A 15,385-nucleotide genomic window follows, 5' to 3' on the forward strand; every position below is an offset into this window, starting at 1 on the left:
AACTCCTGAGCCAGCGCCAATTTAGCCAAGATGCCCATCGATATCGAAGAGCCACGACATTCGATGAGATCTGAATGATGAGTCCGCTAGTTATTGGTTCGAGCCTAAGTTTCATTATGAAACTGGTTTGTCGGCCAGTCCCTTCGTCGAAACAAGGTTAGCTGAGACTGCTTGCCCACTGATCGACAAAGCGAGCCACGGTCACCACTGTAGCGAGACCCAAAAAAGTGACTCTAGGTTCTTGTTGCTTTAGCTTTTTCATACGACGACCCCTTTGACAAAAACTAGAATTTTACGAGGATTTTTGGGACTTGTTAAGATTTCCAAATGATAGATAAGTTATTGTTTGGCATTTAGGAAACTAGATGATAGGGCTCCAGTTCACTTGGTATGCATTACGACCAATTCGGCACCTAACCCTACTTTCGGCGTGCGTCATGAATGAAAGAGGTTGTAAATCATGTAGAAGCTGATAACAATCACACTGCAATGCTACATAGATGATGGAGGTAGGCCCTCCGGGATCGCCTTTTGGGAGGAGATTCCAAACCACCGTACGGGGCATTAGCTAAAGACTGTTGTCCAAAGCGGTACGGAAAAGTTAGAGCAATGACTCTTTCAGGTATGAGTTAAGAAGACGAGTGAAAACAAACCACTGACGAAGCGTTCGAAATTGGTATGGATGATGTCGAAACCGAGGGACGTCGAACTTTCGGGACAACTTGGAGACTAACCCAATTAGTGCTCCTTGGGCATCCGGCGTGTAGGTGGCGTGAGCTTAACATCAGGCGTTTATGTGGAACATGAGAACCCAGTCCTAGACGTTCTTGGCTAAGCCCACATGGGCTAAGCCCAAAGATGAGGAAAAACCTACAAGTTGCAGATCAACAAGAGGGAAAGTACCAAATGCCTATGGATTGGGGCGGACCATCCCGTAGTAGCTACGAAGTCCTTGTAATGAGGATGGAGCCAAGGGGATGGAGTGAACAGGAAATGCAAATGAACAACTTCTCAAGGTAAAAGTTGAGGGGGAGGGATCAAATGACAAGACCACGACAAGAAAAAGCTTTTGACAAAAGACAAGTACGTCGTACTTAAAGCATACAAAGAGGCAAAAGCCAATCACAATAGACACAAAGCGAGCACCAGGGATTGATAAGCAGTCCATCTCAGTCTTTGAGATGGATCTAAAGAACAATCTCTACCAACTCTGGAATCGAATGGCTTCTGGAAGTTATTTTCCAGCGGCAACTAGATATGTCGAGATAGACAAGTCAGATGGCGGTAAAAGAATCCTAGGTATTCCAACCGTCAAAGATCGCATCGCCCAAGGGGTAGCTAAAGCCTACATAGAGCCAAGATTGGAAGAGGTCTTCCACGAAGACTCCTATGGTTACAGGCCGAATCGCTCAGCCCATGATGCCATTGAAAAAGCACGCAAGAGATGTTGGAAGTACGATTGGGTCATTGATCTAGATATCAAGGCCTTCTTCGACACAATAGATCATGAACTGCTGCTAAAAGCTGTCTCTATGCACGTATCAGAGCCATGGATAATTCTCTACATCAAACGTTGGTTGAAAGCTCCAATGCAAAACAAAGATGGACAACTAATAGATCGAGAGCAAGGATTACCCCAAGGCGGGGTGATTTCTCCGATTTTGGCGAATCTGTTCTTACATTACGCTTTTGACAAATGGATGGTAAAGAACTTACCCTATGCCCCGTTTGAACGATACGCGGATGACCTTTTGGTACATGTGGAAACAAAGAAACGAGCCGAAGAGATCCTAGAGGCTATAGGTCAGAGAATGACGCAGGTCAAGTTGGAGTTACATCCACAAAAGACCAAAATCGTCTATTGTAAGGACTCCAACCGTAAAGGAGAGTTCGAACAAATACGCTTTGACTTTCTAGGATTTACCTTTGCACCACGCTACGCCCGCAATAAGTTCAAGCAGCAGTTTAACAACTTCCTGCCAGCGGCTTCAGATAAAGCGGTAGAAGAAATGGGCAGAGAACTTAGGCGGTTTCGTATTCACCTCCAAACAGGCCAAACCATAGCCGAACTCGCCAGGCTTTACAACCCGGTGATCTTAGGCTGGATCAACTACTATGGACGCTTCTACAAATCCAGATTAGGCCAACTCCTCCGTCGTATCAATATCTATTTGATTAGATGGGCACGCAAAAAGTACAGGCGACTTAGCATACGAGCAAATGCTTGGAAATACCTATCTCAAATAGCCGAACGTGAACCCAATCTTTGGGCTCACTGGTCATTTGGGGTAATACCAAAAGTCGGTTCGCTAGGAGCCGTGTGAATTGAGAGGTTCACGCACGGTTCTGTGAGAGCGGGGAGGGGAAGTTCCTCCCCGCCACTCGACAACCACCCCATGAAAGCCCAGTTCATGACCATATTGGTGTCTGGATTTGGGCACTACAGTTGAGCAATCACCTTCTTGGTTCGAGCTAGGGTATCTACTACTCCAAGAATAGAGTAGATCTCTTGTTACTGGCCATTGAGAACTGCAAGTTGGTGGACACGAAGAATGCATACAAGTGGCCATCGCTTTTGAATGTTTTACCACAGCTCGCGTTAAGCTAAAGCCCTCCTTTTTGGCCATTACGAGTAGATATTTCATACGGTTCTGCAATGGGCATTTCTTGGAGGGGAGAAACCATACAACTCGTTGGGCGCTCTAGCCGAATTCGCACCTTACAGGCCTCGGAGAGCTATGTAGAGTCGATCAGATGAAAGTTGTCGATGGCAGTTTGATTTTTAGCTAGGGTTGACATTTCGATGTGAGGGAATTGGAAAAAGATCTCTTTATTATTCCTCTTTAATTGGTAGAAATGATACTTGAGAGCATTGCGGCCACAGTTGGTGAAGCCGATCGTTTGGCAATTGCCCGGGTACTCAATCAGACGACTGCTAAACCTGCCATGTTCGCTTCACTCTACCGAGCGTTCAACCCATCCTGACGCAGTATCGATCGGTGCGCCTCCATTGGTGGGACGTCTGGTTATGGCTTTGAGAGAGGCAGGTATAGCAATTGGCGAACCCACATGTGTGGGATGTGGACGAACAAATCACAAGGCGACCTCGTCGCAGGAAGGCGGGGTGTGTGGTAATTATCGGCGTCGACAGCTGGCTACAACGTGTGTTTCGTGTGGGAAGATAAAGATCGTCCACAAACCTAATCAGCACGAACGGAACATTGCTCATCACCACTAGCAATGCTCCACAACTCAATAGCCCCAATGGCGGCGCTAAAGAGCTAGAAGTCTATCCAACCAAACAGGAGGCAGCTATTTGCGAACTCCACTGGCCCGCTACGCGACGATAGCGCGACGATTCTGTTATACATCTTCGATCTCCTAAGCCAAAAGCAATGAGAGATCGTCAATTAGTTGTCTGAATTGGCAGAGTTAAGTGTGGTCATTTGATTTAGTTGCCGACTTATCGTCGGCAACTAAATCAAATGACCACCACGGGTAAGTCGATCCACGGGAAACCTAAATTAACTAAATTTTGGCGGCACCAAGGTGCCAGAAAACCATTAATCTGGAACTGAGCAAATGTGCCAACTATTCTGACACTCACCGCTACCCAAAAAGATATCTACTCAATTCTTGGGATAGTAGACACCTCAGGTCGAACCAAGACGGTGATTGCTCAACTGTAGTGCCCAAATCTTGACACCAATATGGTCATAACCTGGGCTTTCACGGGGCGGTGCCCGAAACTAGAGCTAAGAGTCCTGGGCTACTGCATCATCAATAAAGACCTATTCACATAAGGTGCCCAAGTCTGTATTGAATCGCCCAAGTGCCCTGCCATTGAATCGCCCAAAGATAAGGACGTGATATTGCCCAAGAGTTAAGAACGCTGCGCTGGCGCTATTTGCCCGGGGTGATGTGAACTGCCTTGGTTTTGCCCGTCCAACTTCAACTGCCACATTTGCGTTGGCGAGGAATTAAATGGCTGGAAGCTTGGCGGTGTTTTGAATCATTACTGGCGAGGTGACTGCCCTTTGGCCCTGTTTTTTTCCTTGGCGTATGATTGTCAGACACGTATACTTGTCTGATTTGTATTTGTGACTTATGTCATATATCATCTACAACAACAGATCGCGTCTGGAGAAGATCTGTTAGAGAAAGAGAGATTATTCGTGAGTACACGCGAAAAAACTGCCCAAATTTCAGGGTTGGAGCCACAATGGGATCCGGCGACTCCAACTGTCCTAGATAATCGAGCCGATCCAGGCCCGCTGGGCGTTCTTGCCTTTGCGACTGGGTCATTGCTTTTGAATTTTGTCAATGCAGGAGTCCTCGATGGAAAGGCGACAGCCTTGATCATTCCGGTAGGGATTGTGCTAGCTGGTTTGATCCAAATTATTGTTGCCCTCGGTGAATACTCGCGAGGGAATACCTTCACTTACGCTGTTTTTGGAACATACGGAGCTTTTTGGATTATCGTCGGCCTTTGGATTTGGCACTTTGCACCTATGGCTGGTACTGCCGGAGGTAAAGCTTTTGGAGCGTTCATAGCGTGTTATGTACTTATGACTGTCATCTACTTTTTATGCGCCCTTAGGATCGAAAAAGTACTTGCCGTGATCTTTGCCTTGATCGTAATTGCGCTATCCTGTGCGTCTATTTCAAACTGGACTGGTTCCGCAAGCATAGGAAAGTTTGGCGGCTATGTCGGAATTGTCTTTGCTTTGATTGCTTTTTATAAGGCTGCCGCTGATATCTTGGCCTTTGTCTACAAGCGCGAAGTTCTTCCTTTGGGCAAAGTAAAGTGAGGTTGATCGCCGAGTAATGAAAAATTGATAACTTTTTAAGGATGTCCGGATTAAGGTTTAAGAACTATCTGAGATCTGTCCCCCAAGTCAATTTGACTTCTTGGCCCCGGATCATCCTTATCCATCCTCTTGATCGGTCTCGGTTGATTAAGAGGATTTCGTTTTTTTTAGATCTTGACGCTGTTAGGAATTGAGCCACCTTGATTACTTTATCGAGTCTGTAATGGTGCTTTGAGCGAGTTTTAGCATCGTTATCGGGAATCTTGAATTTTGGTTCTCGAACCTTCGATTGTATTTGAGTACTTATGTTGTCAGTAATTCTCTCTAATGTCATTCCTTTGCTCGGGATCCGGAGTTAGTTTGCCAATCTTGGCGTTTTGAATTATTAGTTTTGAGCCGATCTATTAGTCTTGCTAGATTTCGTCATTCTATGATATTGCGATCCTCTATGTGCGCCAATTTAGCCAATTGAACCAATCGACGAAGCCATCCCCGCGAAGGCGGTACCAGAGCGACGAGAGCTGACTGGGTGTCATATATGACCTAATCGAGGAGCCAGCTCTGAGCTTTAGATAGTGCTTCTTTTAGTATTCATGAAGATCATTATTAGTATCCGTTTTAATTTTTATGATTTTATGTAGCGATGCTACGGGAGTGATCCCTATAGCTATCCAAGAGGATTTTTTCATTTTGAGGGTTTGGCTAATTGAAACGTTCCAAGATCAAAACTTTTTAATTCTTTTAGCTAGCCAGACGTATTTCCTATCTAACGTTTCATTGCCTATGTTTTGGAACGCTAACACAGGATAAAATAGTTTGTGTGACTATCACTGTGCCAGCGCTTTTCCTTTGAAGGGATTTGTGTTTTGGATTGATGCTTAGGTCTAATAAGGTCTTGCTCCCATAAGGCTTTACCAAGTGTTGGATTGATCGCAATGGATTTGGAGCAATTTAAGGCCAAGGGGAAGTTGGACCAAGGGTCGATTTGATTTGGCTGCTACCGCGTTTTTTGTTTTGGTCGCGGCTTTAGTGGGCTGTGGAGGGACTTGTATTCCACCAATAGGTTGGTAGCAGCTCAATGCTAAGGTGTCCAGGATTGTTCCAAACGAGGCTTTGAACCCCCAAGATAAATACTATGAAACGATCCAGAGTGCGGTTTGTTCTGGTTATAAGTCTGTGGTGGTCACGTTCGCTTTGGAGGGCTAGCTCTCACTGTAAAAGTTTTGGGTTGCATTTTTTGCTTTAGAATTTATTTAAATCAGAGAGGCGCCAGTCACTTAGGTTTTGCTTTCCAGCCACTTAGGTTTTGCTTTAAAGAGGAGAGTTGGGAGCAAAATGATCAAGGTATTTGGTGCTATCGTTTGTCTTAGAATATTTTAATTTTCAAGATTCTAAGTGTTGAGTTCTCGGCAAGATCTGCCGATAACTTAAATTGTTGTTGGTTTCGAAGTCATCATATTTTTATAACGGTGAGTCCGTAGTAAGTTGGGGAGCTATGGGACGATACGCGCGAGGGCAGTTGCTCGAATCTAAGTTGGATCTTACTGATCGAGGACTTGCACTGGTCGATAGTTATCTTGGAACGCGACGTGGGTTAGCTGAGTCTTCTTTGGCGCTATATCGACGCGATTTGAAGGATTTTGTCTCGCATCCGCATGAGAATGAGATAGTGCAACTCTCAAATGATGATTTGCGGAGATATTTTTCAACATGTCGTGCTGCTGGCCTGTCTCAACGCACGCTCCTGCGTAAGGCGAGCGTTGTGCGCGGATTTATGCATTTTGTTCGATCGCAAAATCCGAACGATCCGGATGAATTTGGGCGAGCATTGAGCGTTGGGCGAACTCCGAGTTCACTTCCAAAGCCGTTAAGTGAATCTGTTACGCGAGAGCTTATCGATAGAGTCGAAACGACTGCCAAAATTTCAATGACACTGGTCGATCTTCGGGATTGGCTTATTTTGGAGTTGATCTATGGCTCAGGGTTGCGAGTTGCTGAGTTGTGTTCACTTGAGTGGCCGGACTTTCGACTAGGTTCAGGATTTGTTCAGATTCTTGGCAAGGGTTCAAAAAGACGAGATGTTCCTCTTTCTGGATCTGCACTGAGGGCTCTAGGACAATTTAGAGCTGCCGTTGATTCCTCAAGTACGCTCGGCCATGCAGGGGATGAAGGTGTGGACGTGGAAGTAAATTCTCACAATCCGTTTTTGAAGAATTCAAGGGGGAACCCGATGACTCCGCGGGATGTGAGGCGAATATTGGAGCGTTGGTCGCTTTTTCCGATTTCTCCACATCAGTTGCGCCACTCCTTTGCAACAGACCTATTGAACAACGGTGCGGATCTGCGATCCGTTCAAGAACTTTTGGGTCACAGTTCGATTGCTACGACGCAGATTTATACAAAAGTATCGTTGGCCCGCCTCAAAGAGGTCCACGCTAAGACCCATCCGAGGGCAAATGACAACTAAGATGCAAACTGTGGAAGTAGACGATCAAGATCAAGTGACTCTTTTGTGGAAAGAGTACAAGACAACCAAGAGCTCGGATGCTCGTGATAGGTTGATCGTGAATTACTCTCCTCTGGTGAAATACGTAGCAGGACGAGTCGCTAGCGGTTTGCCAGGAAACATAGATCCTTCCGACTTGGTTTCCTATGGCATTTTCGGTTTGATTGATGCTATAGACAAATTTGACCCTGAGCGAGCGATTAAATTTGAGACCTATGCAATTGCTCGAATAAAGGGTGCGATTATCGATGAGTTGCGAGCCATCGATTGGGTGCCTCGCTCGGTCCGAGCTAAGGCACGATCGGTTGAAAAGGCAATAGTAAAGCTAGAGGCAAAGCTATTGCGAAGTCCAAGCGACGAAGAGTTGGCCGCCGAGTTGGGGATCACACCAAAGGATCTTGGTGATATTCTTACTGAAACTCGACGTCTTGGAATTGCAGCACTAGATGAGATTTTGGCCAGTTCAGAGCGCGGTGATTCTGGTACTTTAGGTGATTCGATTCCAGACAAAGCAACTGGTCCCGTCCTAGTTTTTGAGAACGAAGAGACAAAGCAGCTTCTCGCGCAAGCCGTAAATCGACTTGGCGATCGAGAGAAGATGGTTTTGGCTCTCTATTACTACGAGAGCTTTACCCTTGCGGAAATCGGGCAAGTATTAGGCGTCACTGAATCTCGAGTTTGTCAGATCCACACCAAGGCTGTAATGCAACTCCGATTACGGCTGAACGATTTCGATTCTCAGAATTAGATTCCCGCCACATCCAAGATTCAACACATTACTATTCGGCTATTAAGGGATGCTCCAACCCTCTGGGCCTAGTTATCGTGAGAGTTGACATATCACCATATCTGCCCTCAATTAGCTAAATTTTGTTTTGGTCATTATGGACCACGACTTAGGCGTGCTGGGAGACTTCCTTGGCTAGGCAGCCCAGCGAGAATGATTTGGCCCGCAAGACAACAAGGCTACTCTTTTTTTGCCCAAATGGAAGAGCTAAATCGAAGAGCCGAACCAGTCATAAGCGTCTATGCCCCAAGATGCCGGGATCTTTGAATTGTTTTTATTAGGTAAAAGACGAACTGGTTCCATAAATGTGCCACATAGGTAACAAAGATCGCTCCTATATCTCTTTTTAGGTCGATACCCGATGACCGACGGAGGCATAACTCCATCGAACAAGGAATCCTGCTTTGTTGATCGTCGTATGACCTTGTTAGCGCATGCCTGTTTCGTACTGGCCTGTTTCGTACTGGCCCCCCTTTTTTTTGGTTCAACTGCTCTATATCCCCCTACTTCATCCCCCTACTTCATCCCCCTAATTCACTGTGGTGCTAAATAGTGGTCTCCATTAGACGCTCAGTGTACCTTGGGCGAGGATCTCTTATCCATAAACCTGTGGAGCTCTCGCATTCCGGGATGGATCGCAGGCCGAAATCGTCATGGGTTAGCCTTAGAGTCTGAATATAGCTACGATGTAAGTCCCATGTATCGAAGTTGAGCAGATTTGTTTTGGGGTTTCATTCTAAAACGACGCTTTTGTTGTATTGATTATATAAGCTGTATGACGACTAATTCAAGTTCTGGAGCGTCCCAACGGTCGCACAAAATAGTGCGCGAGCTCCAAAACTGGTATAACCGTGGGAGGAAACCAATATGAGTCAGCAACCTGTTGTAACTATGCGTCAGCTTCTAGAAGCCGGTGTGCATTTCGGACATCAGACCCGTCGATGGAACCCGAAGATGAAGCGATTCATCTATGGCGAGCAAAACGGAATCTATGTCATTGATCTTCATCAAACCCTAAAGCGAATTGAGACTGCTTTTCTTTTTGTTCGCGAGCTAGCGGCACAAGACAAAACCGTTTTGTTTGTTGGTACGAAGAAGCAAACCCAAGAGCCGATAGCCAATTTTGCTCAAGTCTGTGGAATGCCTTTCGTGAATGAGCGATGGCTCGGTGGCATGCTTACAAACTTCCAGACCATCCTTGGTCGTGTCAAGAAGATGCAAGAGTATGAGCGAATGAAGGCAGCTGGTGATTTTGACGCCATGCCAAAGAAAGAAGCACTGATTCTCTCTCGTGAGTTGGAGAAGTTGCAGCGAAACTTAGGTGGTCTGCGCAATCTCGATCGTCTTCCGGACGCCCTTTTTATCATCGATACGAAAAAAGAGGCCATTGCTGTTACAGAGGCGAACAAATTAGGCATCCCGATTGTCGCAGTTGTAGATACAAACTGTGATCCAGATGTGATCAAGTATGTGATACCTGGAAATGATGACGCGATTCGCTCAGGCGAATTGATGTGTCGAATCGTTTCAGATGCAGTTTTGGAAGGTCGCAGAACTCTTCCCCAAGTTGTTTCTATGGCTAAAGTGTTGGATCCCGAGGAAGAGGCAAAGAGGCTATCTGCACAAGCTGAGGCTCGACGTAAGGCCGCTGACGAGGCACGCGAGCGCGAAGCCCGAATCGCTTCAAAGCGTGCGCGTGGCAAAGAGAGTGAAGCAGAGGGCGAAGCCTAACATTAAAATCCTGGAGATTCTCGAAGGAGTCATCTTCAGGTGGAGCAATCCCCAAAGAGTTTATCAAGTAGGGTAGATCTAGATTCCTGAAGTGGCTGACACACATGTGGTTGGCCACTTTCAATGTCTGGAACTACTCAATTCATCGAAATTACTATTACGACAACCAAGGTTAGGGTGAAAAAATGGCAATAACTGCAGCTGATGTGGCTACGCTTCGAAAAGCGACCGGTGCCGGAATGATGGATGTAAAGAAGGCTTTGGAAGATGCCGACGGTGACATGGAGAAGGCCGCTCAGATCCTTCGGGAGAAGGGGAAGGCCGGTGCGGCAAAGCGTGAGGACCGCGAAAACTCTCAAGGAGCTGTAGCGCTTGTTGTCATCGACGATCATTTGGGCGCCATCGCTGAGTTGAAGTGCGAGACCGATTTCGTTGCTAAGTCTTCGGAATTTATTGCAATCTTAGAGCGAATTACGATTGCTGTCGCCGAAAAGGGCGAAGAGGCTAAAGATACCTTTGAGGCGGACCTGGATCTGCTAAGGGCCACTTTGAAGGAGAAGATCGAAGTCGGTAAGGTAGCTCGCTTTGTTGCACCTGAAGGCTCTGTAGTCGATGGCTATTTGCACACTCAGTCTGATCGCGGCGTCAATGCCGTTCTGGTCGAGGTGTCGGGTGGCAGTCGCGAATTGGCACATGATATCGCAATGCATATAGGCTTTTCGCGTCCCCGCTTTGTCTCTCGCGACGAAGTACCCAAGGATGAGGTGGAGGCCGAGCGCCAGACCCTAGAGACCATCTCTAGGAACGAGGGAAAGCCTGATGCTCAGATTGAAAAGATCGTTGATGGTCGTATGCGTGGCTTTTATGAGGGCATCTGTCTGATGGATCAAAGGTTCATCCGGGATGAAAAAATCACACTTGAGCAACTCCTAGGACAAGCTAAAGTGACCAGATTTTCTCAAATTCTTATCGGCCAATAAGCTATGGCACAGACTTCACAGCCGGTAGTGGCCAAGTGGAAGCGTGCTGTTCTTAAAATCTCCGGAGAGGCGCTGGCTAGCTCCTCTTCGGATGAGATTATCGATGCGCTAGTTCTAAATCAAATAGCTGCCGAGGTTGTCGAGGCGGCACGTGACTTCCAGGTGGAGCTGGCCATTATCGTTGGAGGCGGCAATATTTGGCGGGGAGCAGTTGGTCCGGGCGCAATGCTCGAGCGCGCAACAAGCGACCACATGGGAATGCTTGCTACAACTATAAATGCACTCGCACTCCAAAATGCGATAGAGAAGTTGGGTCAAGCGACTCGAGTCCAAAGTGCGATTCAAATGGCCGAGTTGGCGGAGCCCTATATCAGGCGTAAGGCCATAAGACATCTCGAAAAGGGTCGAATTGTCATCTTTGCAGCAGGAACAGGTAATCCCTACTTTACTACCGATACGGCTGCAGCGCTTCGGGCGGCTGAGATAGATGCTCAAGTAGTTCTGAAGGGTACACATTCAGGAATCGATGGTATCTATAGTGCTGACCCGAAATTAGATCCTTCTGCTACCAAGTTTGATTACATCCCTTTTATGGAGGTTGTCGCTCGGGATCTAAAGGTTATGGACTTGACGGCTATCACTTTCTGTAAAGACAACAACATTCCAGTACATGTTTTTGATTTAATGACTCCAGGTAACATACTTCGTGCGCTACGGGGCGAATTCTTAGGTACTCTGGTTTCATAATGGATGAATCAATTATTGAATTAACACTTTTAGACGCCAAAGACCGTATGCAAAAGGTAATTGCGCATACTCACAGTGAATTTGGTGCATTTAGAACTGGTCGAGCATCATCGAGCATAGTTGAGCGTTTACCAGTTGAGTATTATGGCACTGAGGTGCCGCTTTTGCAGATTGCTGGTTTTTCAGTTCCTGAGGCAAGAGTTTTGGTTATCACTCCATATGACAAAGGTGCTCTTGGGGCTATTGAAAAGGCGATTCAGGCATCAGACGTTGGCATCAATCCATCCAATGATGGGGCTGTCATTCGCTTGAACTTTCCTGTTCTAACCGAGCAACGTCGTAAGGACCTTGTGAAACAGGTAAAGCATCGCGCAGAAGAAGGACGAGTCGGCATACGAAATCTTCGTCGGACTATTCGTCAAGAGCTCGAGGCAGCCCAGAAGCGCAATGAGATCAATCAGGATCAACTTGACCGCGCAGAGAAGGACCTGGAGAAGATTACAGCAGATTCAATTGCTGACATTGACAAGATGTTAGAAAGTAAAGAGAAAGAACTCTTGGAGATCTAGGATCGAGTACAGCGGTGACTTCGTAGATGGAGTCAAGGAGGATTTAGTGACTCAGGCAAGCCAAGACGGATCGTACGACTCTTTAGGTGATGATAAGTCACCAAAGTGGCGAGAGCGACAAGAAAAACGCGCTCTGTCACGAAATGATGTCGATACGGATGGTTATGACGCCGATTTACCCCACTGGACGGAAGCTCCGACTGGTGAGATTCCTATCCAATTTGCAATTGACCGCACTGAGGTAATCGATGTTGATCTGGACTCTGTCGATGAAGGGGCTTTTCGATGGGTTAAAAATCGAAGACATCTGGACGCTGACGACGAGTTTGAAGCCACCAAGGAGGCTCTTTTTTCCGCTCAAAGTGAGGTAGCCGTTGGACGGCACTTTGCCAGCAGCGGCGATTTGATCGAGGAGGATGTGATTGACCTCGAAGGTTTCGATGATTATCCCATAGGCAAGCATGCTCGACGTATATCCACCACCCCAGTACGTACAGTATCGTCCTCTACACGCTCGACCAGAAGGACAAAGGTCTCTCCTTTGGTCGGTGACAACGCTGCATCTACTCCTCAACCAAAGCACCGTCACATGCGAACCTCTAACAAAGAAGTTTCAAGGGATTTAAAAGGCGATGCAGCCGATCTGCCTCCAGCAGGGTTTGACGCCCCACTGGTAGAGGATTCTTCGTCGTTTGTCTCGAGATTGGGACGAAGAGACAAGACTAAAACAAAACCAATGCGTGCTCCAAGTGAAAATAACGCGCCGGCCGAGGGGCCGTCGCGTTCGATTAAGGATGATCAAACAATGGCGCGAAACAAGCGAGGTGAAAGAAGGGTAGACCCACCTGCTTCTTCTTCGAACCCAGCGGGTGAGGTTCTCTATTCTCTGAAGGGCGATACCAACGACACATTGGGCGCTAGGGCTAAGAAGTCGTCAGTTTTCTTACGGATTGCGACTGGAGCGGCTCTTGGAGCGTTGGCTGTAGTCTGTTTTCTGGTGGGACAATGGGCTGTTTTGGTTATCTTAACCATAGCGGTGGTCATTGCAATGTCTGAGTTCTACAACATGCTGGTCACCGATCATCCAAATGCACCAGTTGGCGGGTATAAGCCTGCCAAGCTGATAGGGATCCTAGGTGGCGTCGCGTTGATATACGGTGCATACTACCAAGGTGCTGCAGCCATCGCTTATGTCTTGAGCATCTCGTTGGTTGCGTGTTTTGTCTGGTATCTCGCCGGAATACTCAAAGGTCCAATTCTCCCTAATGCCTCTGTAACCTTTTTAGGTATTGCCTGGATTGGCTTGGGTGGGGCATTCATAGCATTGGTGATGCGTCCTATTCCGGGTGATCCCCGGCGTGGCTTGGCCTACATGATGGCGATTTTGTTGGTAACGGTCTCTGCCGATGTCTTTGCCTATTTTGGTGGGTTGGCATTGGGCCGTAGAAAGCTGGCTCCAACAATATCTCCAGGCAAGACTATCGAGGGCTTTCTCTTTGGTGCTCTAGGTTCTGTTTTGGTGGGTGCTTTGATTACGAGCCACATACATCCTGTGACTCCGCTTCTGGGTGGGACCATTGGACTGATAACCGCCTTTGCAGCTCCAGTTGGAGATCTAGTTGAATCTAAGATCAAGCGAGAGATCGGTGCTAAGGATGCAGGTAGCATCCTGCCGGGTCATGGCGGCATCTTGGATCGTATTGACGCATTGATCTTCGTTACACCGATTCTTTATTATGTTTTGTACTTCAGTCATCATCTTTGATGGTACGAAGTTTCTGTGATGGTAACTTTCAATTTTGAAGGATTTTTTTTGAAGGTATTATCCAGTTATCGTTTTTGATTAAAGGTGCTTTCGGGGAGCCGATGTCGTCTTGATTGATCACATAGAGGCGGCCATCGACCTTTTTATTCGACCAACATTATTTCCGAATCGGTAAGGTCGATAGGTGATTGTCCTTGATGTAGCCTAACCTGGGGATAAACTTTGATGTTTTAAAGTTTTTCGTATCGTGGATTCAAGGTATTTAACAGTTAAGTGCCCTATGAATACTTTTGTGGAAATGGATCTCAGCAACTTGACTACAACTCTTTCAATCTTTGGATCAAGCGGTAGTATCGGTCGACAGACCTTAGATGTCGTTCGTGATTCAAAGGGTCGTTTTGAGATTTTGGCGCTGAGCGTGGATAAGTCGTTGGACCTGCTCGTTGATCAGATTCGAGAGTTCCATCCGAAGATAGTGGTTGTGGCTAACGAGGTGGCTTCACGTTATATTCAGGAGCTTTTTCCGGCTCTGGAAGTTCGTTTTGGTCCGTTGGGCCTCTATGAGACCGCTCGCGAAGCCGATGTAAGTGTCAACGCTGTGGTTGGCTTTGCAGGACTTTGGGTGACCCTGGGCGCGTTGGAAGCGGGTAAGCGGCTGGCACTAGCTAATAAAGAGTCGTTAGTAGCCGGTGGACCGGTCGTAAGGCGCGTACGTTCTACGCCTGGCGCAATGATTGTTCCGATTGACTCTGAGCACGGAGCAATCCATCAGTGTTTGCGAGGGGGTAAGACTGATGAGGTCGATAAAGTCATTCTTACGAGTTCTGGGGGACCATTTCGGACCAAGACCTATGAAGAACTGACCAAGGTGACCTTAGAGGAGGCACTTAATCATCCCACCTGGAAGATGGGTCCCAAGATTACAGTGGATTCTTCAACTTTGATGAATAAGGCGCTAGAGATTATCGAGGCGGTAGAGCTTTTCGACCTTGTTCCCTCTCAGGTAGAGGTTGTGGTGCATGCCCAGTCGATAGTTCATTCCATGGTGGCCTTTAGAGATGGTTCGATCCTTGCCCAGATGTCAAGGCCAGATATGAAGTTGCCGATTGCTTATGCAATCAATTATCCTGGGAGATTTGAGCCGATTTATGGGCCGATAGACTTTCAGAATTCCTTTTCGTTAAGCTTTGAGCCCCCTAGGAGAGATATTTTTCGGGGATTGGATTTTGCTTTTGATGTACTTCGGAATGGTAATGGTGCCACCACTTGGCTTAATGCCATAAACGAGGTGGTCGTAGCGGCATATTTGGATGGAAGATTTCAATGGTTGGAGATATACCCCCTGTTGGAGGATGCGTTGGCTCGCTTTGAATCTTGCGTTTTGGAACAAGTTGACGATGTTATAGCGTTGGATGAGGTGGCAAGAGTGCGAGCACAAGAAGTAGTAGATGCGCATTCGAAGGTTAATTGAATTTTTTCACCTAAATTG

General features: G+C 46.9%; 10 protein-coding genes. All 10 read left to right on the forward strand.

The window, feature by feature from the left end:
* Window positions 1-1,181 precede the first annotated feature (1,181 nt).
* Complete coding sequence (ltrA, locus tag ACIDITHRIX25_RS69765) at window positions 1,182-2,324, forward strand: group II intron reverse transcriptase/maturase (protein WP_249685607.1); 1,143 nt, start codon at window positions 1,182-1,184, stop codon at window positions 2,322-2,324.
* Window positions 2,325-4,175: 1,851 nt separating this feature from the next.
* A complete protein-coding gene (locus tag ACIDITHRIX25_RS69770) occupies window positions 4,176-4,811 on the forward strand; it encodes an acetate uptake transporter (RefSeq protein ID WP_052603852.1) in 636 nt (211 codons plus the stop codon).
* A 1,495-nt stretch (window positions 4,812-6,306) separates the two neighbouring features.
* Complete coding sequence (locus tag ACIDITHRIX25_RS69775; RefSeq protein ID WP_201732217.1) at window positions 6,307-7,278, forward strand: tyrosine-type recombinase/integrase; 972 nt, start codon at window positions 6,307-6,309, stop codon at window positions 7,276-7,278.
* 1 nt (window position 7,279) lies between these two features.
* Complete coding sequence (whiG, locus tag ACIDITHRIX25_RS69780) at window positions 7,280-8,065, forward strand: RNA polymerase sigma factor WhiG (protein ID WP_052603982.1); 786 nt, start codon at window positions 7,280-7,282, stop codon at window positions 8,063-8,065.
* A gap of 906 nt (window positions 8,066-8,971) precedes the next feature.
* Window positions 8,972-9,835, forward strand: a complete 864-nt coding sequence (rpsB, locus tag ACIDITHRIX25_RS69785; RefSeq protein WP_052603854.1) for a 30S ribosomal protein S2 — start codon at window positions 8,972-8,974, stop codon at window positions 9,833-9,835.
* A 185-nt stretch (window positions 9,836-10,020) separates the two neighbouring features.
* Complete coding sequence (gene tsf / locus ACIDITHRIX25_RS69790; protein WP_052603855.1) at window positions 10,021-10,815, forward strand: translation elongation factor Ts; 795 nt, start codon at window positions 10,021-10,023, stop codon at window positions 10,813-10,815.
* A gap of 3 nt (window positions 10,816-10,818) precedes the next feature.
* Window positions 10,819-11,562 carry a UMP kinase gene (pyrH, locus tag ACIDITHRIX25_RS69795; protein ID WP_052603856.1) on the forward strand — a complete coding sequence of 248 codons (744 nt, stop codon included), beginning with the start codon at window positions 10,819-10,821 and terminating at the stop codon, window positions 11,560-11,562.
* Window positions 11,562-12,131, forward strand: coding sequence for a ribosome recycling factor (gene frr, locus ACIDITHRIX25_RS69800; RefSeq protein WP_052603857.1), 570 nt, complete (start codon window positions 11,562-11,564; stop codon window positions 12,129-12,131). The genes pyrH and frr overlap by 1 nt, the downstream gene beginning before the upstream one ends.
* 46 nt (window positions 12,132-12,177) lie before the next feature.
* Window positions 12,178-13,896 (forward strand): phosphatidate cytidylyltransferase, encoded by a 1,719-nt coding sequence (locus ACIDITHRIX25_RS69805; protein WP_201732218.1) that lies wholly within the window; start codon window positions 12,178-12,180, stop codon window positions 13,894-13,896.
* Between the two features lie 280 nt (window positions 13,897-14,176).
* Complete coding sequence (gene dxr, locus ACIDITHRIX25_RS69810) at window positions 14,177-15,367, forward strand: 1-deoxy-D-xylulose-5-phosphate reductoisomerase (protein ID WP_249685609.1); 1,191 nt, start codon at window positions 14,177-14,179, stop codon at window positions 15,365-15,367.
* Window positions 15,368-15,385: the final 18 nt, after the last annotated feature.

Source organism: Acidithrix sp. C25 (assembly GCF_904848545.2).